The sequence below is a fragment of the Pseudomonas subflava genome, assembly GCF_023823685.1.
GTDB classification, from domain to species: Bacteria; Pseudomonadota; Gammaproteobacteria; order Pseudomonadales; family Pseudomonadaceae; genus Aquipseudomonas; species Aquipseudomonas subflava.
This window is the reverse complement of record NZ_JAMXBF010000003.1, coordinates 424,304-447,007: the sequence shown is the minus strand read 5'-3', so window position 1 is coordinate 447,007 and position 22,704 is coordinate 424,304. Positions and strand designations below refer to the sequence as shown.

The window sequence follows — 22,704 nt, the reverse complement described above, 5'->3', positions numbered from 1 at the left end:
GGCGCGATTCTATCCGGCTTTGCGTGAAAATTCTGTCGTCGGCGCCATCAGGCGCCGAACAGCGGGAACACGCCGAACAACAACGCCGCCGCCATGATGGCCAGGCAGATCAGCACCGCCCACTTCAGGGTGAAGCGCTGGTGGTCGCCGAACTCGATCTTGGCCAGGCCGACCAGCAGGTAGGTCGAGGGTACCAGCGGGCTGAGCAGGTGCACCGGCTGGCCGACGATCGACGCGCGGGCCATCTCCACCGGGCTGATGCCGTAGTGACTGGCGGCCTCGGCCAGTACCGGCAGCACGCCATAGTAGAAGGCATCGTTGGACATGAAGAAGGTGAAGGGCATGCTCACCAGCGCGGTGATGACCGCCAGGTACGGGCCCAGCGCCTCCGGGATCACCGCCAGCAGGCTCTTGGACATGGCCTCGACCATGCCGGTGCCGCTGAGGATGCCGGTGAAGATGCCGGCGGCGAAGATCAGCCCGACCACCGCCAGCACGTTGCCGGCATGGGCGGCGATGCGCTCCTTCTGCTGCTGCAGGCAGGGGTAGTTGATGATCATGGCGATGCTGAAGGCGATCATGAACAGTACCGGCAACGGCAGCAGGCCGGCGATCAGGGTGGCCATCAGCGCGGCGGTCAGTGCGCCGTTGATCCACAGCAGCTTGGGCCGGCGCGCCTCCGGGTACTGGGAGACACTGATCTCGGCGTGGCTCTCGTGGTCGTCCGGCAGCTGCAGCACACCGAGGCGGGCGCGCTCGCGCTTGCCGCATACCCAGGCGATGCCGAACAGGGCGATGCAGCCGATGGCCATGGCCGGGATCATCGGCACGAAGATGTCCGACGGGTCGACGTGCAGGGCGCTGGCGGCGCGCGCGGTGGGGCCGCCCCAGGGGGTCATGTTCATGATGCCGCCGGCGAGGATGATCAGCCCGGCCATGATCAGCGGGCTCATGCCCAGGCGGCTGTACAGCGGCAGCATGGCGGCGACGCAGATCATGTAGGTGGTGGCGCCGTCGCCGTCGAGGGAGACGATCAGCGCCAGCGCGGCGGTGCCCATGGACACCTTCAGCGGGTCGCCCTTGACCATGCGCAGGATGGCGCGCACGGCCGGGTCGAACAGGCCGGAGTCGATCATCAGGGCGAAGTAGAGGATGGCGAACATCAGCATCACCCCGGTCGGGGCGAGCTTGCCGATGCCCTCGAGCATCATCGGGCCGATGCCGGCGGCGAAGCCACCGATCAGGGCGAAGGCAATGGGGACGATGATCAGGGCGATCAGGGCGGACAGGCGCTTGGTCATGATCAGGTACATGAAGGTCATGACCATGGCGAAGCCGAGGAAGGTCAGCATGAGCTATCTCCGGACGGGCGCGCTGCCTCGCGCATTCACTTCGCGGGCGAAGCAGGCGGTGGCGGGGCATGGCTTGCGCCCATCTTGTTGTTGTCGAAACGCCGGTCCGGGGCCGGCGGTCGACGGATGCTAGGGGCTCAAGCTTTCAGCGGGCTTTCGACGCGTGACCGTTCACGCCGCGAGGAGGGTCAGCACCAGCGGCAGGCTGATGGCGGACAGCAGGGTCTGCAGGGTGATGATGCCGGCCATCAACTGGCCGTCGCCGCCGAGCTGGCGGGTCAGCACATAGGCGGTGGGCGCGGTGGGCAGGGCGAAGAACAGCACCAGTACCGAACTCTCCAGCGGTGGCAGTTGCAGCACGCGCGCCACCAGCAGCGCCAGCGCCGGCATGGCCAGCAGGCGCAGGGCGCAGTTCCAGACCAGCGCACCGTGCTCGCCACGCAGCTCCTGCGGGCGCAGCGCCGCGCCGACGCAGAGCAGGCCCAGCGGCAGGCTGGCGGTCGCCAGCAGGCCGAGCAGGCGATCGCTGCCGCCGGGCAGACCGAGGCCTGTCAGGTTGAACGCGATGCCGGCCAGGCAGGCGAGGATCAGCGGGTTCTTCAGGATCGGCAGGAGCAGGCCGGCGGCGCTCACCTGGCGGTCGGCGCTGAGCGACCACACCGACAGCACGTTGACCGAGGGCACCATCAGCGCCAGCAGCAGCGCGGCCAGCACCAGGCCGGGCTGACCGTGCAGGCTGCCGATCGCGGCCAGGCCGAGGTAGGTATTGAAGCGCAGGATGCCCTGGGTAAACGCGCCGAAACGTCCCGCGGGCCAGCCGCGCACGCGACGCACCAGCAGCAGCGCCAGCCAGGCGCCGCCGAGGCCGAGCAGCACCGCCAGGGCCAGGCGCGGCAGCGCCGGGTTGTCCAGCGGCGCGGTGGCCAGGCTGCTGAACAGCAGGGCCGGGAACAGGATGAAGTAATTGAGCCGCTCGGCGGCCGGCCAGAAGGCCTCGCCGGGGAAGTCGTGACGGCGCAGGAAGTAACCGCCGACGATCAGCGCGAACAGGGGCCAGAGCGATTGCAGAAGAACGGTCACGACGGCATCCGTGAAAGGAAACGCCGGCCATGATGGGCAAATACGCGGATGAGCGCTAGGGTGGGACGCTCGCCCCCCAGGAGCTCGCCATGACCGAGACCCACACCGGCGGCTGCCATTGCGGCCGGCTGCGCTACGCCTTCGAGGCGCCGCTGCAGGACATCGCCCACTGCCATTGTTCGATCTGCCGGCGCACCACCGGTGGCATCGTCACCACCTGGCTGACCCTGCCGATGGCCAGCTTCCGCTGGACCCGGGGCAGCGCCGCCGCCTACGCCTCGTCCGCCAGCTGCACCCGTTATTTCTGCGCCCATTGCGGCTGTCATCTGAGTCTGTTCACCACCCACAGCCCGGAGACGCTCGATCTCACGGTGGCAAGCCTCGACCACCCCGAGCGGGCGCCGGCCGACCGGCACATCTGGGTCGGCAGCCGGCTGCCCTGGCTGCATCTCGACGAAAACCTGCCGGAAGAAGCCGAAGAGCGGCTCTAGCGCTCGCTCCGTGGGTGCGCCCTGCCTCGCCCGCCTAGGGCAGTACCAGGCCGCCACCGGCCTTGTGCAGTTCGCGCAAGTGGGCGCCCAGGCTGGCCAGATTGGCCTCGCCGGCCTCGATCTCGGCCACCAGATCCGGCTCCAGCAGGCGCCGCACTTCCTTGTCCAGCGAGTCGTTGAGCTGGCGCAGTTTCAGCTGGCGCTCGCTACTGGCCGCCTCCAGTTGCTGCCACTCGCCGGGTTGCGGCAGGCCGTAGCCGGCATCCAGCAGCTCGGCCGGGCGACTGAGAAAACCGCTGTTGTCGAGGATCTCGCGCAGGGTGGCGTCGGCGTCGGTGAAGCGGCGATCCTGCGGGTCGTCGCGGGCGCCGAGGTAGCGTTGCTTGAGCTGCTCCTGGGCGAGCAGCAGCTGGCGCCGCAGCGCGGCCTGCTCGAGCAGCAGCAGCGCGGCGCTGGCGCGCAGGTCGGCGCGCTCGAACCAGCCGCGGCGCTCGGCGGCGGGCTGGGCCAGCCAGTCCTCGACCGTCTGCTGCGGCACCGCCAGGCGCGCCCGCAGAATCTCGAACATCGCCTGGTAGCGCTCGCGGAACGAGTCGAATCGATAACCCAGGCGCAACGCCTCGCGCGGGTCGTTCAGCACGCTGCGGTCGGCCAGGCCACGGCCTTCCAGCAGGTCGAGCAGGCCGTTGGGCATGATGCTGTCGAGGTCCTGCAGCTCGCCGCGGTCCGTGCCGCTGCGCAGCAGCTTGAGGGTCTCCACGGCGCAGTTGTTGGAGAGGAACCAGTAGTCGCCGTCGTAGCTCCAGTGCAGCTCGGCGGAGCGCCGCACCAGGCGCTCGACGTCCTCGCGGGACAGGCGTAGCGGCACCGAGGCCAGGCTGCGCAGCTCGACCTTGGTGTATTCCTCGATCACCTGGGCCAGCGGCAGGATGAACAGGCGCGAGGGGTAGGCGCCGGTCAGCCCGTCCCAGCTCGACAGCTGCACGTCGCCGACGAAGGCGCGGTAGGACAGCACCAGGTGCTGATCCAGGTCCAGCCGGCAGGCGGGGCCGCGCGGGCGCCCGGGGGCACAGATCACCAGGCGCAACATGCTGTGGCCCCAGCGGCTGGCCCATTGCTGATTGGGTTCGGCGAGCAGGTAGTCGACCTCGTAGACCCGCTCCGGGTCGAGCCAGCCCAAGGGCTGGCGGGCGAAGTCGCGCCCGGCGTTGAGATAGGGAACGCGCTCGGCGCACTCGGCCTGTTGCGCCGGCTGCCAGGCGAAATGCCCGCGCAGGTAGTGCTGCAGCGCCGGGCGCCGGCAGGCGTAGGTGGGGTCGAGCAGAAAGTACTCCATGTTCACCGCGACGAACTCGCGGGAGTTGCTCAGCTCGTAGTGGTCTGGCGTGCGCGCCACCTGGCCGTTGTCCTGCTCGCGGGCACCGCGGCGGCCGACCAGCTGCTGCCATCCCGCCAGATCGAGCAGGCGCGGGTCGTCGCTGAGGCTGAAGCGACGGGCGTCCTGGCCCCGACATTCGCCGCGCTGGCCGACCGGCCCGCTGACCTGCTGCGCCTGCCGACAGCGCCACTGCAACTGGCGCTGCTCTTGCGGCCAGAGCTGGGCACGGTCGTAGAGGTGGGTGAGCTCGTGCAGCACCGTGGCCAGCAGCTCGCGTTGCAGGCTGCCATGGGTGCGCCCGCTGGGCGCCTCGGCCTGTTGCGGATCGATCAGGCGCGGCAGCAGCGCGGCGTTGAGCACGAGGGCATCGAGGCGGGTGGTGCGGCCGTAGACCTCGGCCGGCAAATCGTCCGACCAGCGCACCGAGACCTCGCGGTCCAGACGCTGAACGAAGCTCGGCGGCAGAGCCGCTGCGGCCTGCTCGAGCAAGGACTGGCTGGCGCGGCGCTCCGTGCCGGACAGGCCCTCGGGATCGAGGACCAGGCGCAGGTTGGCCTGGGCGCTCACGCCGACCAGCAGCAGAAGCGTGGCCAGCCAGCGCACGGCGCGGGGTGTCACAGGGCGAGAATGGCTTCGGCCAGTTGCTGATCGGAGGCGCCACGGGCCTCGGGCAGCTGTTCACGCAGGGTGGCGAACGCCGCCTCAAGGCGCGCACCACGGATATCGCCCTGGCTGGCGACGAAACTCGCAGCATCGTCACGAGCGGCCAGCACCACCTTCATGTCACGGATCGAGGTGGTGGTGTCCGACGTGAAGTCGAAACTGCGGTCAAGTGCGCGGACGATGATGTTGCTGGTGGCCACGAGGGTCTGGGCCTGGGCGGCGGTGGTGAGGCAGAGGGAGGTGGCGAGAAGGGCAGACAGAAGGCGGCGCATGGCGGCTCCAGGCAAGCGAAACGGATGAACTGCCTATTGGACGAAAATAGATCCCGTCGGTTCAAGCCCATAGCCCCTGAGGTGAGACAGATCACGCAGCAGTTTAAAACCGACAGCCTCGATCACACCTTGCGCAGCAGAATGGCTGCAACTAACCCTAGGTTGCCCATTAGCGTCTGGCGGTACACTCCAGAGCGGAGCATGGTCTTTATGCGCACAGGCAGGCTGGCGGCGCGGGCCTTTGAGAAGCGTTCCAAGATGACCCTGTTGGATTGAGTCAGCAACTCGATTTGTGGTGCCAGAGCTCGAAGATTGACATCGTTCCATTGGTGAAAATGGCCGGACAGCATCAGGCGGATGCGGAAGATCCTGTCCAAGATTCCAGTGTTAGAGCCAATCAAATTGTTGCCATGCTGACGGTAGTCGATGGCCGGTCTGGGGTCATAGTGCACCTGGCCACCATGCCCGGTGGCCAGAATGTAAAACCACCAGTCATGTGAAATCACCGATACGTTGCCTGCTGCCATAAGTAACTCACGAGCGCACCGATTGAAAACCATGGTGTTGCCTCCAGCGAGGCTCTGCACCAAGGCATTTCGAAAAGACGGTGGCTTATCAAAAAGCGGCGAGAAACCTTGGGGGCAGCCATTCGCGTCGACTAGGCGCGTTCGTGAACAGTACAGCGAGGCTGTTCTTGATGGTTGGTGTTCAAGCCACATCAGGGCTCGCTCCAGTTTATCCGGATGCCAAAGATCGTCCTGGTCGCAGAAAGCGAAGTAATCAGCGGAGATCGACCTGTCCGTTGCCATCGAGAGGAAGTTCGTGGCGAAGCCTTGGCCAGGGCCTTTGATTATGCGCAGCCGGGTTTGCCCAAAACGGTGACGATAGCGTTCGAGAATATCTAGGGTACTGTCCTCAGAGCCATCATCGGAGGCAACGATTATCCAGTCCCGGTAGGTCTGAGCGGCTATAGAGTCAAGCTGCTCAGCCAGGTACTTCTCGCCATTGAATGTCGAGAGAAGAATTGCCACCGTCGCTTTGGCTGTTACTGTTTCTCCGCTTGGCGAGAGGCTGTGCGGGAGCATCTGCAGGGTCTCATCAGGCACGGCGGGCTCTCCCTCGTAGATCATCTCTGCGGCATCAGAGCGTAGCGTCTGCATAGGCATAGCGCTTGTTGCTGGGAGTGCCGTCGCAACTACGTAGCTTCAGGCCTGCCGCATGGGCACTAATGGCAATGGCGCGCTCCAAGGCGTGAGCGAAGGTTCCATCGACCTGACCGGCCTCAGGCTCGAAATCCTCATTGCTCAGGGCCAGATTCATGAGAGGCAGCAGCGCGTCGATTTTGGCGAAGAACATGGTCCCCGCGACGAAGCTGGCACGGCTCAGTTCCGTGGGGCTTATGCCTAGTCTGCAGGCCAGCTTCTCGACCGCGAGAGCGTTCGCCCCCCAATAGAAATTCATGGGAACCACATGCCCGGCCGGGCCCAATATGCCCAGGGCCGGATCGCTGGCAAAGCTCGATAGGGCATCGGCAAGCGCCTGCGGATTCAGCAGCTTGCTATACAGGTCGCGACGCCAGTTGTCGCCGTCCTGGCGATGGGTCGACTTCTTCGTATGTACCTTGACCAGGGTTGCGAAGCCATCCTCGATGATCCGTGGCAGCAGCTTCAGGAACGGCAAGACGTCGCGGCCATGGTTGGGAAATTCCTGCAAATGATAGTCGAGCTGACTACCCGCCAGTAGGGCATGGATATCCTCGGCCTGACCCGCCGGTGTCGAGACATATAGCTTGAAGGGGGTGTGGTGGATCTGTCGGATGTAATCGAGTATTTCCCCGAAGACATCCAGGTAATAGGCATGGATGACCACCGCAATCCCCGGGCGTACGCCTGAGGGTGACTGCGGCGCGTGAAGGGCTGCACGCAGACCGGCCATGCGCGACGCCTCCAGATAGCCATAGCCATAGCGCTGGTCGGGTTCCAGATGGGCACCCTCGGCCCACTCATTCCAGGCATTGATGAACACCAGGCGCTGATCCTCTACAGGGAACCTGCGTACGGTGTCGCGAATGGCGTTGAACAGCCACTCCTGATAGCCGCGTGGTGAGCTATTGATGAAGGAGATGCCACGCTCCTTGCGCCGCGCGGTGTTGTCCCAGGAGGGGCATACTCCCCGGAACAGCGGGTACTTGGGCTGATTCGGCTTGGCGCTGCGTTTCAGGTAGGTGCGCCAGTCGTAGACCTTGCCCAGGAAGTTATTGTCCAGTGGCTGGATGCTGTTGGTGACGTCCTGGGGCTGGGTGCCATTGGGCGGGAACTCGACCGCGGCGTCGAACCCATAGCGTGAAGGCGGAGCCTTGTCGAAGGACTGGGTATAGGCCAGATAGATTTCGCCCACGCCATGCTCGCGACACCAGCTGCGCCAACGCGATGCTGTTGCCTTAGCGTCGGGCAGCTCGCCGGGGCGATATACCAGCAACAGCGGCTTGCCATCGATACGGATGTAGCGTTCATCGCGCATGTAGTTGGCAATATGGGCGATGAACGCCAGGTCATCCTCAGCTGAGTGCTTCTGACTGATCAGTATCTGGTCGTCCAGCCCGTCCCAGCGCCTGCTCCAGTTCTCGTTGGCCCAGCACAGACAAAAGGGCAGGTCGAGGTTGCGGTTGTTCAGGTAGTTCTCGATCGGCTTCTCGAGCAGGCGCTTGCCGCCGAACCAGTAGAAGTAGAAACAGAATCCTGCAATGCCGTAGAGCTTGGCCAGCTCGACTTGGCGTCTTTGCGTGACGGGGTCTTCCAGGTTGTAGTAGCCGAGTTCACTAGGGACATGCGGTTGATAGTGGCCTCTGTAATGCGCCTGGGCGGGTTTGACGTTGGTCCACTCGGTAAAGCCCTCGCCCCACCATTCGTCATTTTCGGGGATGGCATGAAACTGCGGCAGGTAGAAGGCTATCTGTCGTGCCACCTGCCGGGCGGGCAGCTCGGTTCGTAGCCGTTTCACCTGCTGGACGGGTTCGTTCAGCCAGTCGATCTTCACGCTTTCTATCTGGGGGCTTTGCTGGCCGTTGGCGTGCAGCCAATTCTGATAGGCCCGAGTCCGCTGAAACAGGCTCCCGGCATGGCGGAACAGCACGTCCTTGGCCCGGTTCTTATGGGCGATCGAACCGGGTAAACGCCGCCAAACTATACGGGAGGTATGGGAAATACCACGGCCTATTAACTTGGAAACGGTGCGATAGTTTTTAAGCGTCCGCAGCGCTCGCAAAAGCGGGTGGCTGCGCAGCCGATTCAACTGTTCAAGAGCCATGGAGTGCTGTTCAAGTACCTTGGCATGCTCTGTCCAGGCGCCCTGGCATTCATCCTGAAGACGCGCTGTCTGCGCGAGTAGTTCGTCGCGCTCGCGAAGCAAGCCTTCCGGAGTCTCTAGGTTGCTCAGGACATCCAGCTCATGGGCAACTGGTTCGAGAGCCGCCATGCCGACAGCCAGCCGCGTGCATTCGGCGGCGAGGGGCGCCCGGTCGGGGGCGCCGTCCAGGCGCGCGGCGGCCTTCAGCAGTGCATTCAGATCGCGAACGACCTGCAGCACCTCGCCCGGCACGACCAGATGTTCATCGTCGAACCGGGAGTGGCGCAGATCCTGGGTGAGGAACTCCTGGCTGAAAGCGGCCAGGGCCCTGGGCGCGGCGTCCGGCGCAGGTAGGTCGAAGCTTCTGGCGATGCGCCTCAACTGTTGTTGGGGATTCTCCATGAGGCCGTCGTAGTCGACCACCATGATCTCCTGCGACAGGGTGTGCTGCAGTGCGGCAAGGGAGTATTTGGCCCACAGCAACTGGGCATGCACCGGGTAAATGCCATCGCGCTTGCGCAGTGAGGCGGCCACGCTGAGGGGGTTGCGGAAGCAGATCAGGTACTGGGCTCTGACGCCAAGGCGGGAGAACACCTGCTGCCAGAATGGCAGCAGCAGTGAGGCTTGGGGGTCCTTGATCGCCAGGCACTGAACCTGGGCGAGTTTCTCCGCGAGGATGCGCTCGGCCTCGTCGAGCAGCACCGAGAACTCTGGTTGGTGCAGGTACTCCGACGGAAGCGGACCCAGCGTGTCCCAGGCGGAGCCCAGATGGGCCAGCAGTCTGGAGTTGAGGGCGTGAAAATCGATGTCTTCGAAGAAACCTTTGTCGTTGTTGTCCTTGGCCGCCGGCATCAGGCTCTGGCCGAGCTCGGCGCCAAGGACTTCCAGACCGCGGGTAAGTGCACTGGTGCCGCTGCGATGCATGCCCAGAACCATCAGAACCCTTTTGCACTCAATGCTCATACGTATCTCATTGGACTTGTCCGCCCATTATTATTCTTGGTAGTCGACGTTTAGAGTTCGCAGTGCTCGAGCTCTTGTCGCCGTTGTTCCTGTTCCGCCTGGTAGGCCATGCCGGCCGCTTCCAGGTAGCCGTTAGTCACATAGCCCGCTTCGTCGCAGATGATGCTCTTGCCTTCGTGTATCCAGAGCACCCGGTCACACAGCGCCTTGATGGCATCCATGCTGTGCGAAACCAGCACCACGGTTTTGTTCGAGTTGATCTTTTCCTTCATCGCCCGATGCGACTTGTCCTTGAAGTTCTGGTCACCGACTCCCAGCACTTCGTCGATCAGCAGTACGTCCGGGTCCGCATGGATGGCAACCGCGAAACCGAGTCGCGCCCGCATCCCGGTCGAATAACTGGCGACCGGGCGTTCGAAGAAATCCCCGAGCCCGCTGAACCTGTGGATGTCATCTAATAGAGACCTGATGCGGGCCAGGCTCATGCCCAGCAGGAGGCCGCTGATAATGGCGTTCTCTCGGCCCGAGAGTTCGCTCTTCAGGCCGACATTCAGTGCCAACAGACTGGCCGTGGTATTGGGCTCGCGCCAAAGCTCTCCACGATCCGGGTCGACGATGCCGGCGATCATGCGCAGCAGGGTGCTCTTGCCCGCGCCATTGGCGCCGATTACCCCCAGCGTTTCACCGGCATGCAGACTGAAGCTGACATCCTTCAGGGCCCAATAGTGGTCATAGCGAAGGAAACCAGCCCGCTGGCGATAACAAATGCCAATGTTCTTGGCTTCGAGAATCTTCTTTCCGCTCATGGCTTTTCTTCAGAGCATCAGCTTGGGATAACGCCGTTCATTTCGGCGAATGAACAGCACGGCGAATGCCAGCAGTGGCGTCGCAATCATGATCACGTACAGGAGGTGGAAAAAATCCGGCCACTGATTGTGTAGAAGAACGCTGCGGAAGGCTTCAATCAGTACCACCATCGGGTTGAGTTCGAACGCGAAACGCAGCGAATCGGGCATCTGCTCGGCGGTGAAGAATATGCCGGAAAGAAACATCATCACCATCAAGAGGTTATCCACCACCTGCTTAAAGTCCTGAGCCAGCGGAATGATTCCGGCCAGCAGCAAGCCCACTGCGGTAACCAGATACAATTGCGTCAGGATTACCGGCAGAAGGGCGAGCCAGTGCAGTGATGGGCGCTTGCCAATGGCAAGAAGGAAAACCAGCAGCAGCCCGAGAACAATGGCGAACTTGAATGCATTGCCGAATATTTGGATGAGCGCGAGCAGGCTTTTAGGGACGTATATCTGCTGAATCAGAGCGGCATTGCCGACAATGGCCACGCTGGCCTGGCGTGCCGTGCTGTCGAACCACTTCCAGGCCACCATTCCAATTAACAGGAACGGAGCATAGTCCTCTCCACCCTGGCGTAAAGCCAAGGCGAAAACGACGTAGAACGCCGCCATGTATAGGACCGGGTCGAGTATCCACCAGAGAAAGCCGAGGAAGCGCCTGGCGACTTCAGTCCGCAGGTCGCTGTACACCCCGTATAGCAGGATTTCCTTGTAATTCATCTGCGACAGAGGCCGATTGAAATGGGGCGCTCATTTAACCACAATGCTGTACTTTTCCGTCACGTTACCAGCACGGCTTGAGGATTTGCTGCCAGATGGTCGTGTCCGCACCTATAAGAATAAGTGGGGGTGTCATGCGGTTTGTTCGATCCCTATTTTCCTGCGCCGAGCAGCCACTGCCGCCCCCTGACCGGGTGACTGTCATGGTGGTTGGCATGCACCGTAGTGGCACCAGCTTTCTGACCGGCTCTCTGCAGCAGGCAGGTCTTGAACTGGGCAAGTTCAGTGCCTGGAATCCGCACAACCTGAAAGGTAATCGGGAGAACCTAGACATCGTGGCCTTCAGCGATAAGGTTCTCGCCGCCCGTGGCTACGCATGGGATACTCCTCCGGATCAGCCTATCGTCTGGAGCGAGGCCGAATACGCCGAGGCTCGAGAGCTGATTGCAGAATACAACGGAGTTCCCCGCTGGGGCTTCAAAGATCCTCGGGCACTGTTGTTGGTTGAAGGTTGGCAGCATTTGCTCCCTGACTTGAGGTACGTCGGAATTTTCCGTCATCCGACAGCCGTTGCTCAATCTCTCGCGGCGCGCGGGGGGATGCCTCAAGATCAAGCATTTGCGCTGTGGCTGGCATACAACAAGCGACTGCTCAGCCTGTATCGCCAGTCGCGTTTTCCCTTGCTGTGTTTTGATGAGGATGAGGCAGCGCTACACCGCAAGCTTGATGTCGTTCTTGGCGAGCTGGGGCTTACCTCCGCAGCGGAGGAGCGCTTCTTCAGCCCGGAGCTGAAGCATCACCAGCAAGTACGCCAGTCGCTACCCTCCGAGCTGCAAAAGCTCTACCGCGAGCTATGCCGCTGTGCACGTTAACGATGGAAACTGATTGATGTCGATTTTTCGCCGTGCTCCCCGCCTTTCCATCGTGCTGATCGTTTACAAGATGCCTGATCAGGCGGAGAAAACTCTCTACTCGCTAAGCCCTGCCTACCAGCAAGGGGTCAGTGAGGACGACTATGAAGTGATAGTGGTCGAGAACCACTCTGACCGCCTACTGGGTCATGCCCGCGCGATCAAGCACGCAACCAACGTGCGCTATTTCCAGCGCCGGGAAACGCTACGCTCGCCAGTCAACGCGATTAACTTCGGTGCTGAACAGGCTACTGGCAGTCATATCTCGATCATGATCGATGGCGCGCGCATGGTTACCCCAGGGGTGGTGCGTCTTGCTCTTGAGGCTTTCCGCATGGCGCCCCATGCCGCAGTGTCCGCGCCTGGGTATCACATCGGCCACAAGCTCCAGCAGGTCGCTGTCAACGAAGGTTATGACGAAAACGCCGAGGCCAAGCTGCTCGCCGGCATCGAGTGGCCCAAAGATGGTTATCGGCTGTATGACATCGCTGTGCTTAGCGGCTCCTGTCAGGGGGGCTTTTTTCGTTCCAACTACGAAAGCAATTTCATCTGTATGTCCATGCGCAAATGGCAGGCGCTTGGTGGAATGGATGTTCGGTACGATGATTTTGGTGGCGGCAACGCCAATCTGGACCTTTACAAACGTCTGCTGGAGTCCCCGGATACACCCTTCTATCTGCTGTTCGGCGAGGGGTCGTTTCACCAGTTCCATGGTGGGGTGACCACAGGCACGCGCAAGGCCGAGCGCGATGTCATTTACAAGGCGCTGGATGATCAGGACCGGGCTATTCGAGGGGATGATCGTGCGCCGCCAGATGTGCGGCCCATTCTGCTGGGGAGCCCGCACCCAAGTGTTTACCGCTTCATACGTGTGTCGCTGGAAAAGGTAGGTGGATAGTGGGCGGGCCTTTGCTTTCAATCATTGTCATTGCCTACGACATGCCCCGGCAGGCGCTGAATACGCTGATCAGCCTCAGCCCTACTTACCAGGAGGGGGTTTCTGCTGCTGACTATGAGGTGATTCTTGTCGAGAACCGCTCACGACGGAACATGGATGCTGCGGCGATCGAGGCATTGCCTGGCAATTTCCGCTATTTCCTGCGCGATGAGCCAGGCGTGTCTCCGGCTGCTGCGATCAACTTCGGCTTCGCCCAGGCGCGCGGGCAATTTATCGGGCTGATGATTGACGGCGCGCGGATGGTGACGCCGGGCGTAGTGCAGAACGTGCTGATGGCATTTGCCCTGGACGAGTTTGCGATGGTGGCGGTTCCCGGGTATCACCTCGGTGAAAACGAACAGCAGTTCCACCTGACCCATGGTTACACTGAGGAAAAAGAGCAGGCACTGCTGGACGAGATTGACTGGCTGCGCAATGGCTATCGCCTGTTCGACATCTCCTGCCTGAGCGGCGCAAACCCCAACGGCATCTTCCACCCTTTCATGGAATGCAACTGCCTGTTCACTTCGGCCGAGGTGTTCCGCGAGATTGGTCAAGCGGATGAGCGTTTCGACTTACCGGGTGGTGGTGCGCTGAATTTGTGCATCTACCGCAAGATTGCCATGCATCCGCGCACGCGCTCTTTCATGTTGGCAGGCGAAGGGTCGTTCCACCAGTTGCATGGTGGAGTGACTACCTCGGAAGTGGAAAAGCGCGAAGCGATTTTGCGGCGTCAGAATGAACAGCTTACCGAGCTGCTCGGGCAGCCGTTTCGCTCGCCGACGGTGGAGCCGATTCTGCTGGGAAAAGTGCCAGGGCCTGCCCTGCGCTATCTGAGGCATTCCGTCGAGCGCGGCATGCATCGCGCACAGCGTTGCGCGGCACGTAACGAAGAGATGTATGCAGACGAAAAGCTGAAAAAGACCCAGATCCTACATAATCGTTGGGACCCTAGCGAGTTATAGAAGAAGCAATCTTATCGAAGAATCGTATCTCATTGTTGTTCCTTATGAGCTATCTAAGCATGATTCTGAAGATTTTGTGGGGGAGGTAATGAAGGCCTCCGCTGGTGCCCTGGTTTCGATGGATTAAGGGGCCTGCCATTAAGTGAATAGTCAAGAACGAACAATAGTTGAAATAAAATCCATCGGCTGCTGAACGGTATTGGATATGCCGTTTGGTGATGGCGGCTGGGTAAAGAATCTTGCCGTCTGGAGAGACTTCCGCAACCAAATGGCGAGGCACCGGTAAAGCGGAAGGGCGCCTATTTGGAGCTTTCAAGCTACGACTGGTAAAAGAGATTGATACTTTGACAGGGAACGTTTTTTCCAAGCACATATCGACATATGTCTAGGTTGAGAGGCCGGGATCTAGCCCCTTTGAGCTATGAAGTGTGAATCTTGGTGCTTCTGGTTGTCTCTACGGGGCCTATATTAATTTGGAGTATTCACGCTTTTCTCTTCGCCTTGTTCATTCCGCAGGCAGGCAGTCAAAGCGTGCTTTTTAATCTGATTTTTTGGCGAGGTGTCACTGACCTTGCTGTGTTCGATGCTGTGGATAATTTTGTACTGGTTAATCGAAAATCCGCCACTCGCTCAAAAATAAATTGCAGCAACCACAATTTACGCAGGGAATAAAGTATGAGCTATGTATACATGCCACCTTCGATCCGTCGTTTTGAACCCCTGCATATGGTGTTCAGTACGTGGGTTGACCATCTGCCGTTTGGCTATGACCTGGTCGCGGCACTTCGCCCGAAAATGGTGGTCGAGCTGGGAACTCATAAAGGTCTGTCCTATTTCACCTTTTGCCAGTCGATGAAGGAAAATGAGATCGACGGTCTTTGCTATGCCATCGACACCTTCGAGGGTGACGAGCACACCGACAAGTATGACGAATCGGTATTCAACTCGGTCAATAACCATAACCGTCAGCATTATCACGGTTTCTCTTACCTGATGCGGATGTTCTTCGAAGATGCCCTTCGGCACTTCAGCGAAGACAGTATTGACCTGCTGCATATCGACGGCTTCCACACATACGAGGCGGTTAGTGCGGATTTCGCCAATTGGTATCCGAAGGTAACTCCGGGTGGGATCATCCTGTTCCATGACGTGCAGGCCCGCCTGCAGGACTTCGGCGCCTGGAAGTTTTGGGATGAAATTCGTGCGCAACATGAGACCTTCACTTTTAATCACGGCTTCGGACTGGGTGTTATGCGTAAGCCGGGTGGCGATCGTAGTCGGGATCCTGAGTTACTCAAGTTGATGTTCGAGAGCCAAACTGAGCGGTCCGTAGCGGCCATGCGGGCTTTCTATGTTCATGCCAGCAAGCACCTTGAAAACACCCGCAAGATCAAGCGACTGCAGAGAGATAAGACATCGGATGCTAGTGCATAACTCTTTAGAAGAGTTGCGTTGATAGAAAGCGGATGGGTTGCTGGCATGTTCGGGAACAAAATAGCGCAGAGTGTGCTTGCAAAATGGCTGCCGAGGTTTTTGATAGGTTTACCCCTAGTCAGCCTGGGATTGAGTGCGATTTGTTGGCTGAAGTACGGTGTCGACCTCCCCTTTTTTGATGACTGGCGAAAATTTTCGCAGGGGCATGCCGGCAGCTTCGATCCAAGTTATCTCTTTGAGCCGGAGAACGACACGCTTTACCCCGTAGGGAAGTTCCTTGACTCACTGGCCTTTTGGACGCTGGGTGCCAACAGTATTCCCTACCAGTTGTTGTCGCTGCTGGGTGTCCTAGGGGGGCTGTTGATCTTGCAATGGCGACTCTTAAGTCGTTGTGCAAGCAGCTTTTGGATCGCAGCTTGTGCATTTAGCCTGACGATCTTCATGTTGCAGCCCGACAGCTATTGGGGGCGGACAGATCTTGCCTATCATCAAGCTGTTCCATTGTTGTGCGTCCTTGGTGTCCTCAATCTGCTGTTCGCGGCGCGTTGGCGGGGTCTGTGGAGTGCCACCCTGATTCTCGTGTTGGGGTTGTTGTCCGGCTTCGTCTATATCAGTGGGGCCTTCGCATTTCTGAGCCTGGGCCTCAGCCTGTGGGTAATAAGTGCATTCATCTCTGGCGAAGTGCGACGTAGGGTTCTGATAGCGGCTCTGGCATCTCTTGCGGCGGGCATTCCTTCGGTCATTGCTCAACTGCTCGCTCTTGCATCATTGAATGAACAGAACCATAGATACAGCTTCCTGATGGCATATCCTTGGTCAGGTGATTTCTGGCTGTTCATGCTGGGCAAGATGGCGCGCTCGATTCTTTTACCGCTGCAGCAGCCGGCCTTTTCGCTGTTGGCCATTTCGGCTGCCGTGATACTCCTGTTGGTCGTTGGCGGCGGGCTTATGTTGTCGTTGATACGCCGTCGGCTGAGTGAGGAGCGCTTGCCGAGCGCTGTCATATTTCTCAGCCTGTTGGCCGTGATTTTTATATACCTGGGCATGGTTTCGGCGGGGCGTGCTATTGCACTGAGACCGGCCGAATTCAATAGCTTTCTGGGGGCGTTCTCTTGGGGCTTTTTCCGCTTCCATTTTTTTTGGGTCACATTGCTGTGGCCATGGCTTGCCGTTCTCCTGCTCAACCGTTTAGCCGCTGCTAGTGGCCGCTATGTCGTGTTTATGCTGGCAGGCTTCGCTTCACTGATGGTTCTGTCAATCACCCTGACGGATGTGTTTGCGCACGATGCGTTTTACCGCAAGGCGGTTGCGCCCAGATTGCAGGGGCTTGAGTGCCTGCGCAACAACTCCCAGCAAGAGGGGGCTTTCTATTGCCCGCAGGTGCACAGTTTTCCGATTTCCCACGCGCTGGCGCTTGCGAATGCCCGTAAGGCGGGTGCCTCGTTTGTTAGATATATCAATTATGTTCCGATCGCTCTTGGCGCCCCATTGCCTATACCGTTGTTTCGATATTTTGAGGCGAAGAGTGGGGTTCGTTGGCGAAACGCCAAGGTTATCGAGGGGCGAGCGGATGGCGTGCTCGAAGCAGCAGCTGACCCCGGCCTAGAGATTGATGTAGCGGATGCGGGGAAAATGAAAGCCTGTGGTGTCTTGGAGGTTAATGCGAGATTTACCGCTGGCAAGGCTGATTTTGCTCAGATTTTCTACCAGTTGCCCGGTAATGGGGTGTTCAACGAGGCTGACTCGCAAACTGTCCGGTTGCTCTCAAAAGCTGAGCCACAAACAGTGACTTTCCAGATTATGAGTAAAGATGGTTTTCTCCCGAAACTTCGCTTTGACCCCGTACAGGCTGCGCAGCGACTGCAGATGGATGAGCTAGAAGTTCGCTGCAGAGCGAATAGGGAGCAGCATCAAGACAAGGCGCCTTCCAGTGAGTGAAAAACCACAAGTTCCACTGTTTTCTGCAGTCAGGGCAAATGCAGGGCTTGATCTTATCGGTCCGTTGGCTCGCGTTGTGGACCGACACTGGTATGTGTTGGGGGAAGAAGTCAGGAACTTTGAGCGCGAATTTGCCAGGTATGTAGGTGTGGAACACTGCATTAGCGTGGCCAATGGCTCCGACGCTCTTGAGCTGGCATTGCGTGCTGTCGGTGTAGAAAATGGCAGCAAGGTGGTTGCAGTGGCTAACGCCGGCTTCTATGGCAGCACCGCCATTCGCGCATTGGGCGCACTTCCGGTTTATGTGGAGATTGATCCTGCTTCGCTAACCATGTGTCCTCGCGCGCTTGAACAGACGCTTGAGCATCGTCCTGCTGCCATCATCGTGACTCATCTCTATGGGCGTCTGGCGGATATCGAATCCATAGCGGATATGGCTCGTATAGCCGGTATTCCACTTGTCGAAGATTGTGCTCAGGCTCACGGCGCTCGTCTTGGCAGCCGCCAAGCAGGGAGCTTCGGTGACGTCGCATGCTTCAGCTTCTATCCGACGAAAAACCTCGGAGCGCTCGGCGATGGTGGGGCGGTGCTCTGTAACGATGACTCACTCGATGTCAGGCTGCGGCAGCTGCGCCAGTATGGCTGGTCTAGCAAGTATCACGTGGCGGTGCCCGGCGGGCGCAACAGTCGCATGGATGAATTACAGGCGGCAGTACTGCGAGAGAAATTGCCGCACCTCGACAGTTGGAACGCGCAACGCAAAGCAATCGCTCGACGGTACAGCGCTGCGTTTCGGGAGCTGGGATTGGAGGTGCCTGAAGTCGGAGATGACTACGTGGCGCACTTATATGTGTTGCAGGTCCCCCAGCGAGCGCACTTTGTATCTTCTTTGGCAGAGCACGGTATTGCGACGGACATTCATTATCCGGTAGCAGACTATCTGCAAGCTGCCTATTCGCCGGCGCCGGAGTTTTCCCTGCCGTTGACCGAGGCTGCCTGTGCCTCCGTCGTTTCCCTGCCCTGTTTCCCTGGCTTGAGCGATGCGGAAGTCCAGCAAGTTATCGATGCCGTAGTCGCCTACTTCAACAGCGAGGATCAGCCGTGCTGACGCTGGTGATTCCTGTCTACCGGAACGAAGGCTCCATTCCGGATCTGCTCCTTGCTGTTCAAGGGCTTAGCGAGGGCCTGGCAGGTCAGCTTGAGGTGGTTTTCGTCGTGGATGGCAGTCCGGATCGTAGCTATGAGCTGTTAAATGATGCGCTTGGGCGAATTAACCTGCGTGCTCAGTTGATTCTACTGTCGAGAAATTTCGGCTCTTTCATGGCCATAAGAACCGGATTGCAGTTTGCTCAGGGAGAACGCTTCGCGGTCATGGCGGCCGACTTGCAGGAGCCGCCGGAACTGGTTTTACGCATGAATCAGGCGTTGCTCGCGCAGGATGTGGACGTGGTTGTCGGCGTGCGCGAGCGACGCCAGGACCCGCTGCTTTCGCGTGTGGCATCTCAGGTTTTCTGGGGGCTCTATCGCCGCTATGTCGTGCCGGATATTCCGCCTGGCGGCGTTGACATGTTTGCCTGCAATCGCGTCTTCCGCAATACGTTGCTCACGCTTGAGGAGCGCCATAGCTCTCTCATCGCGCAGATTTTTTGGCTCGGGTTTCGTCGGACCAGTGTTTCCTATGAGCGGAAGGAGCGTCAGCATGGCAAGTCCGCCTGGACCATGCGCAAAAAAATCAACTACCTGATGGACAGCGTCTTTTCCTTTACCGACCTGCCCATACGCCTGCTGATCCGGATTGGATCGTTGGGCTCGTTGATCGCCTGTGTACTCGGTCTCTTCGTGTTGCTTGGCCGACTGTCCGGCGCAATCGAAGTGCCAGGCTACGCGATGACGATGCTGACCATTACGTTTCTCGGTTGCTTGAACTTGCTGGGCCTCGGAATCGTCGGCTCCTATGCCTGGCGAACCTACGAAAACACCAAGCAGCGCCCGTTGGCCATCCCCATGCGAGCTCACCGATACGGAGCCACCGATGACTGAGTTGCGTGACTACTTCGTGCATCCCCAAGCGCTCTGCGAATCAACCACTATCGGTAGCGGAACGCGCATTTGGGCATTCGCCCATGTGCTACCGGGCGCTGCTATTGGTCGCGACTGCAACGTCTGCGATCACGTATTTATTGAAAACGACGTGCACGTCGGTAATCGGGTGACGCTCAAGTGTGGTGTACAGCTGTGGGATGGCGTGACCCTGGAGGACGATGTCTTTGTGGGGCCGAACGTTTCGTTCACCAATGATAGATTTCCGCGCAGCAAGGTTTATCCGGAGAGTTTCGCTCGCACCCTTATTCGCAGTGGGGCTTCGTTGGGGGCTAATGCCACGATACTCCCAGGCCTGACCATCGGTGCCAATGCGATGATCGGTGCTGGTGCAGTGGTAACGCGATCAGTGCCTGCGAATGCAATCGTGGTGGGCAACCCGGCAAAAATTGTTGGCTATGTCGAGACGACGTCCTCGTTAGGCGAGGCTGAAAAACGGCTTCCTGTAGAGGTCGGGGCAACCGCCACCTCGGTCAAGGGCGTTACCCTGCATCGCTTGGCTGAAGTGGCGGACATGCGCGGCAATCTGTCTGTCGGGGAGTGCAAGCGAGATATCCCCTTCGACGTGCAGCGCTATTTCCTCGTTTATGACGTGCCCACTGCGGAAACCCGTGGCGAGCATGCTCATATCCGCTGCCATCAATTTCTGGTCGCGATTCGGGGCAGCGTGCATGTAGTAGCCGATGACGGGGTGAGTCGCGAGGAGTTCGTCCTTAATCGGCCCAGTGTCGGAGTTTACCTGCCACCAATGACCTGGGGAATCCAGTACCGTTACTCAAGCGATGCGATGCTGCTGGTCTTAGCGTCTGACTCCTATGACCCAGCGGATTACATTCGCAGCTATGACGAGTTCATCGCTCGCGTTCGTGCCTAGCTTAATGAGGTCCGAACCGGTGTGGTACATGGGGTCGTTGTTGCGTAACCGTTTCGTCCGGTTTCTGTTTTCCGGTGGCCTGAACACGCTCTTCACCTATGCGCTCTATCTGTTGTTGATCATGGTGCTGCCGTATCAAGTCAGCTATGCGATTGCCTATGCGGTAGGGATTGCGCTGGCTTTCATCTTGAATCGCACCTATGTGTTTGAAAGTCATCGAGGCACGCTCTCCCTGCTTTTGTTTCCTTTGGTCTATGTGGCGCAATACGTGCTCGGGGCCGGCATGATGTGGGGGCTGGTCGATGGCTTGCACCTATCGCCACTGTTAGCCCCGCTTCTGGTTGTCGTGATGACCATCCCCGTTACGTTCGTTTTATCTCGATTTGTTTTTCTGAAGAAAAAGTAGAGGCGAGCCAATCAATGGTGCTTCCCTCTTTTCTACTTGCAGGTTGTTTCAGTGCACCGGTCATGGAGAGCACAAGAGCTCATGATGCAAACTTCACTTGGCATGCGTCAGCCCGGAACATATCTCGCGCAACTGGAATCCTTGCGGGGCTGGGCAATCCTGTTAGTGGTTGCCTTTCATTATGTCGGCATTCTGATTGGGGCTGGCGGGTTACCTGACACCTCGCCGCTCTGGCTGCGTGTCGCGGCAGCAGGCAACACCGGGGTAACGCTTTTCTTCGTGCTCAGTGGCTTTCTTTTGAGTTTGCCCTTTATTCAGGGGCTAAAGGATGGTCAGCGTATCGGCATGGCGAATTTTTACAGCGCACGTGTTTTACGCATCCTGCCTCTTTATTACCTAGCTGTGTTGGTAGCGTGGCTCTTCAGCTTTAACACTGAAAGTGCACTCCGGGCGTTACTGTTCGTCCCCGTAGGATTTGAAATTTTCCCGTTCAGCGTCCCATGGTGGTCGCTGTGCACCGAGATACAGTTCTATCTGCTGCTGCCATGGGCAATGCTCGGCCTGCACTTCCGCAGCTCCCGCTGGCTGGTAATTCTCGGAGGGCTACTCTGGCTAGGGTTGCATCTCTACTTTTACTCCCAGCCCGACTGGCTGGCGAATAACAAGAATACGATGCTGCAGTCGTCACTTTTCGGAAGGGGCGGAGCCTTTGTCGTCGGGGGGCTTTGCAGCTGGTTCTACCTTGGCCGAGGCTTCGAGTGGTTCGGCAATGCACCCGGAAGAGTGTTCGTGGTTTCCTTGATCGCCTTTGCGTTGCTGTTAGCGCTGCTGCAGTGGTACGGGCTGAGTGGGCAGAAGGCTGCTCTGCAGAACATGCCCTTTTATCACGATCTGGAAGCGATAGTCTGGGGCGGGCTATTGCTGTGCAGCCTTCACCTCAAGGTGGGGATCAGATGGCTTTTTCTCAATCCGCTATTTAGCCACTTCGGCACCATTTCTTATTCGCTCTATCTGGTGCACGTCCCGATCCAGTTTTACCTTATCTACCCGGTTAAGGTCGGGGGCGCGGGTCTTCTGGATCCTCGCATGCTTACTGCGGTAGCCGTCAGCTTCCTGCTTTCATGGCTGGCAGCGTTTCTCTGCTATCGCTTTATCGAGCGTCCCTGTTTGCGTCTGAAGTCTCACCTGCCGGTTATTGCCGGTAGGTTTCGGGGAGATCCTGCCAGAGCGTAGCGAAGCCAGGCTCGGCCTCTCCTGCAGGACGGCCATTGGTGTAGTAATAGAGCGCCATGGACTTGCGATACACCTCTTCCGGGCAGGTTAGTGGTTGCGGATGACCGTGATAGGACGTCGAGGTGGTGTTGAATACGACGCAGCGGTTCAGGATTGGTAGAACCCGTTTTGGCGGGCCTTCCATTTTCTTGTCCCAAAGCTCCAGGTGGCCGCCATAGGCTTCCGACCAGTCTTGATTCAGGTAGAGCAGAAAGTTCAAGCGACGGTCGAGAGCGAACTCTCGGTGAGTGGCAAAGTCGGCGTGTACTTTGAGGAAGCCGCCCCGTCCGATCTGATGGATGCCCGCGCCCCGAAGATTCGGGTCAGGGATGAGATTGTCGATGCCAGTCATCGTGGCAAGAAAGTACAGGAAGTGCTGCGAGTTGAGTTCCCAGATCAGCTGACGATAGGTCGGCGGCATCTGTAGGTTGTCCCGGATATTGCGCTTGTCCTTCTGGACATATTCCCCACTGCTTTTGTCTTTGTGTGTCGCATCGTTCCACACCGGAAGGCTCTGATCCTGTGGGTATTCCAGAAGCAGCTTGTCAATTGTGCTCGCAGGCAGGAAGTCATCGATAACGATGTGGGGGAACGGCTGATTGCTCTGATAAAGATCGGCCAGCTGCTCTTGCGCATCCCTAAGCGCCTGATAATTGATCAGCAGCCCTGAGGGCTCGGGAATAGCGTGTTGATTACCGGCCAGCTTCGGGAATAATGCGTCACTCATTTAGCAAGGGTCCTACTGGTGGCGG

General features: G+C 59.2%; 20 protein-coding genes. 11 read left to right on the top strand and 9 right to left on the bottom strand.

The window, feature by feature from the left end; translation table 11 throughout:
- Positions 1–47: 47 nt before the first annotated feature.
- Positions 48–1,352: a CitMHS family transporter gene (locus NF616_RS05480; protein ID WP_252272089.1), complete on the bottom strand. Its 1,305-nt coding sequence runs from the start codon at positions 1,350–1,352 to the stop codon at positions 48–50.
- 171 nt (positions 1,353–1,523) lie between these two features.
- Positions 1,524–2,432 carry an AEC family transporter gene (locus NF616_RS05475; protein ID WP_252272087.1) on the bottom strand — a complete coding sequence of 303 codons (909 nt, stop codon included), beginning with the start codon at positions 2,430–2,432 and terminating at the stop codon, positions 1,524–1,526.
- Positions 2,433–2,521: 89 nt separating this feature from the next.
- Here NF616_RS05475 and NF616_RS05470 point away from each other — a divergent pair, with 89 nt between their 5' ends.
- Positions 2,522–2,923: a GFA family protein gene (locus NF616_RS05470; protein WP_252272085.1), complete on the top strand. Its 402-nt coding sequence runs from the start codon at positions 2,522–2,524 to the stop codon at positions 2,921–2,923.
- 34 nt (positions 2,924–2,957) lie between these two features.
- On the opposite strand, the gene NF616_RS05465 is transcribed toward NF616_RS05470, so the two are convergent.
- The 6 genes from NF616_RS05465 to NF616_RS05440 all read right to left on the bottom strand — a co-directional run bounded on the left by NF616_RS05465 (position 2,958) and on the right by NF616_RS05440 (position 11,115).
- Entirely contained in the window at positions 2,958–4,919 is a 1,962-nt protein-coding gene (locus tag NF616_RS05465) for a DUF7844 domain-containing protein (protein ID WP_434091859.1), read from the bottom strand.
- A complete protein-coding gene (locus tag NF616_RS05460) occupies positions 4,916–5,236 on the bottom strand; it encodes a DUF2388 domain-containing protein (protein WP_252272083.1) in 321 nt (106 codons plus the stop codon). The genes NF616_RS05465 and NF616_RS05460 overlap by 4 nt, the downstream gene beginning before the upstream one ends.
- Positions 5,237–5,358: 122 nt before the next feature.
- A complete protein-coding gene (locus NF616_RS05455) occupies positions 5,359–6,342 on the bottom strand; it encodes a glycosyltransferase family 2 protein (protein WP_252272082.1) in 984 nt (327 codons plus the stop codon).
- 34 nt (positions 6,343–6,376) lie between these two features.
- Positions 6,377–9,544 (bottom strand): glycoside hydrolase family 99-like domain-containing protein, encoded by a 3,168-nt coding sequence (locus NF616_RS05450; protein ID WP_252272080.1) that lies wholly within the window; start codon positions 9,542–9,544, stop codon positions 6,377–6,379.
- A 50-nt stretch (positions 9,545–9,594) separates the two neighbouring features.
- Positions 9,595–10,350, bottom strand: coding sequence for an ABC transporter ATP-binding protein (locus NF616_RS05445; RefSeq protein WP_252272078.1), 756 nt, complete (start codon positions 10,348–10,350; stop codon positions 9,595–9,597).
- 9 nt (positions 10,351–10,359) lie between these two features.
- A complete protein-coding gene (locus NF616_RS05440; RefSeq protein WP_252272076.1) occupies positions 10,360–11,115 on the bottom strand; it encodes an ABC transporter permease in 756 nt (251 codons plus the stop codon).
- Positions 11,116–11,330: 215 nt separating this feature from the next.
- On the opposite strand from NF616_RS05440, the gene NF616_RS05435 reads away from it, so the two are divergent.
- From NF616_RS05435 to NF616_RS05390, 10 genes are all read left to right on the top strand, one after another.
- Positions 11,331–11,987, top strand: a complete 657-nt coding sequence (locus NF616_RS05435; protein WP_252272075.1) for a sulfotransferase family protein — start codon at positions 11,331–11,333, stop codon at positions 11,985–11,987.
- Between the two features lie 16 nt (positions 11,988–12,003).
- A complete protein-coding gene (locus NF616_RS05430; RefSeq protein ID WP_252272073.1) occupies positions 12,004–12,924 on the top strand; it encodes a glycosyltransferase family 2 protein in 921 nt (306 codons plus the stop codon).
- 11 nt (positions 12,925–12,935) lie between these two features.
- Positions 12,936–13,928 carry a glycosyltransferase family A protein gene (locus tag NF616_RS05425; protein WP_252272071.1) on the top strand — a complete coding sequence of 331 codons (993 nt, stop codon included), beginning with the start codon at positions 12,936–12,938 and terminating at the stop codon, positions 13,926–13,928.
- A 675-nt stretch (positions 13,929–14,603) separates the two neighbouring features.
- Positions 14,604–15,362, top strand: a complete 759-nt coding sequence (locus NF616_RS05420; RefSeq protein WP_252272069.1) for a class I SAM-dependent methyltransferase — start codon at positions 14,604–14,606, stop codon at positions 15,360–15,362.
- Between the two features lie 45 nt (positions 15,363–15,407).
- A complete protein-coding gene (locus NF616_RS05415; RefSeq protein WP_252272067.1) occupies positions 15,408–17,300 on the top strand; it encodes a hypothetical protein in 1,893 nt (630 codons plus the stop codon).
- Positions 17,293–18,408 (top strand): DegT/DnrJ/EryC1/StrS family aminotransferase, encoded by a 1,116-nt coding sequence (locus NF616_RS05410; protein ID WP_252272066.1) that lies wholly within the window; start codon positions 17,293–17,295, stop codon positions 18,406–18,408. Before NF616_RS05415 ends, NF616_RS05410 begins: the two co-directional genes overlap by 8 nt.
- On the top strand, positions 18,402–19,340 hold the full coding sequence (locus tag NF616_RS05405) for a glycosyltransferase family 2 protein (protein ID WP_252272064.1): 939 nt from the start codon (positions 18,402–18,404) through the stop codon (positions 19,338–19,340). Before NF616_RS05410 ends, NF616_RS05405 begins: the two co-directional genes overlap by 7 nt.
- Complete coding sequence (locus tag NF616_RS05400; protein WP_252272062.1) at positions 19,333–20,274, top strand: WxcM-like domain-containing protein; 942 nt, start codon at positions 19,333–19,335, stop codon at positions 20,272–20,274. The genes NF616_RS05405 and NF616_RS05400 overlap by 8 nt, the downstream gene beginning before the upstream one ends.
- A gap of 28 nt (positions 20,275–20,302) precedes the next feature.
- Positions 20,303–20,680 carry a GtrA family protein gene (locus NF616_RS05395; RefSeq protein WP_252272060.1) on the top strand — a complete coding sequence of 126 codons (378 nt, stop codon included), beginning with the start codon at positions 20,303–20,305 and terminating at the stop codon, positions 20,678–20,680.
- 84 nt (positions 20,681–20,764) lie between these two features.
- On the top strand, positions 20,765–21,913 hold the full coding sequence (locus NF616_RS05390; protein ID WP_252272058.1) for an acyltransferase family protein: 1,149 nt from the start codon (positions 20,765–20,767) through the stop codon (positions 21,911–21,913).
- On the opposite strand, the gene NF616_RS05385 is transcribed toward NF616_RS05390, so the two are convergent.
- Entirely contained in the window at positions 21,873–22,679 is an 807-nt protein-coding gene (locus NF616_RS05385) for a 2OG-Fe(II) oxygenase (protein ID WP_252272056.1), read from the bottom strand. The two genes, NF616_RS05390 and NF616_RS05385, sit on opposite strands and share 41 nt — an antisense overlap.
- Positions 22,680–22,704: the final 25 nt, after the last annotated feature.

What these genes read in the sequence shown, in the direction of transcription:
- NF616_RS05480 (WP_252272089.1), bottom strand. Translation starts at nt 1,352, where the DNA reads ATGCTGACCTTCCTCGGCTTCGCCATGGTCATGACCTTCATGTACCTG.
- NF616_RS05470 (WP_252272085.1), top strand. Translation starts at nt 2,522, where the DNA reads ATGACCGAGACCCACACCGGCGGCTGCCATTGCGGCCGGCTGCGCTAC.
- NF616_RS05460 (WP_252272083.1), bottom strand. Translation starts at nt 5,236, where the DNA reads ATGCGCCGCCTTCTGTCTGCCCTTCTCGCCACCTCCCTCTGCCTCACC.
- NF616_RS05450 (WP_252272080.1), bottom strand. Translation starts at nt 9,544, where the DNA reads ATGAGCATTGAGTGCAAAAGGGTTCTGATGGTTCTGGGCATGCATCGC.
- NF616_RS05445 (WP_252272078.1), bottom strand. Translation starts at nt 10,350, where the DNA reads ATGAGCGGAAAGAAGATTCTCGAAGCCAAGAACATTGGCATTTGTTAT.
- NF616_RS05440 (WP_252272076.1), bottom strand. Translation starts at nt 11,115, where the DNA reads ATGAATTACAAGGAAATCCTGCTATACGGGGTGTACAGCGACCTGCGG.
- NF616_RS05435 (WP_252272075.1), top strand. Translation starts at nt 11,331, where the DNA reads ATGCACCGTAGTGGCACCAGCTTTCTGACCGGCTCTCTGCAGCAGGCA.
- NF616_RS05430 (WP_252272073.1), top strand. Translation starts at nt 12,004, where the DNA reads ATGTCGATTTTTCGCCGTGCTCCCCGCCTTTCCATCGTGCTGATCGTT.
- NF616_RS05420 (WP_252272069.1), top strand. Translation starts at nt 14,604, where the DNA reads ATGAGCTATGTATACATGCCACCTTCGATCCGTCGTTTTGAACCCCTG.
- NF616_RS05415 (WP_252272067.1), top strand. Translation starts at nt 15,408, where the DNA reads ATGTTCGGGAACAAAATAGCGCAGAGTGTGCTTGCAAAATGGCTGCCG.
- NF616_RS05400 (WP_252272062.1), top strand. Translation starts at nt 19,333, where the DNA reads ATGACTGAGTTGCGTGACTACTTCGTGCATCCCCAAGCGCTCTGCGAA.
- NF616_RS05395 (WP_252272060.1), top strand. Translation starts at nt 20,303, where the DNA reads ATGGGGTCGTTGTTGCGTAACCGTTTCGTCCGGTTTCTGTTTTCCGGT.
- NF616_RS05390 (WP_252272058.1), top strand. Translation starts at nt 20,765, where the DNA reads ATGCAAACTTCACTTGGCATGCGTCAGCCCGGAACATATCTCGCGCAA.
- NF616_RS05385 (WP_252272056.1), bottom strand. Translation starts at nt 22,679, where the DNA reads ATGAGTGACGCATTATTCCCGAAGCTGGCCGGTAATCAACACGCTATT.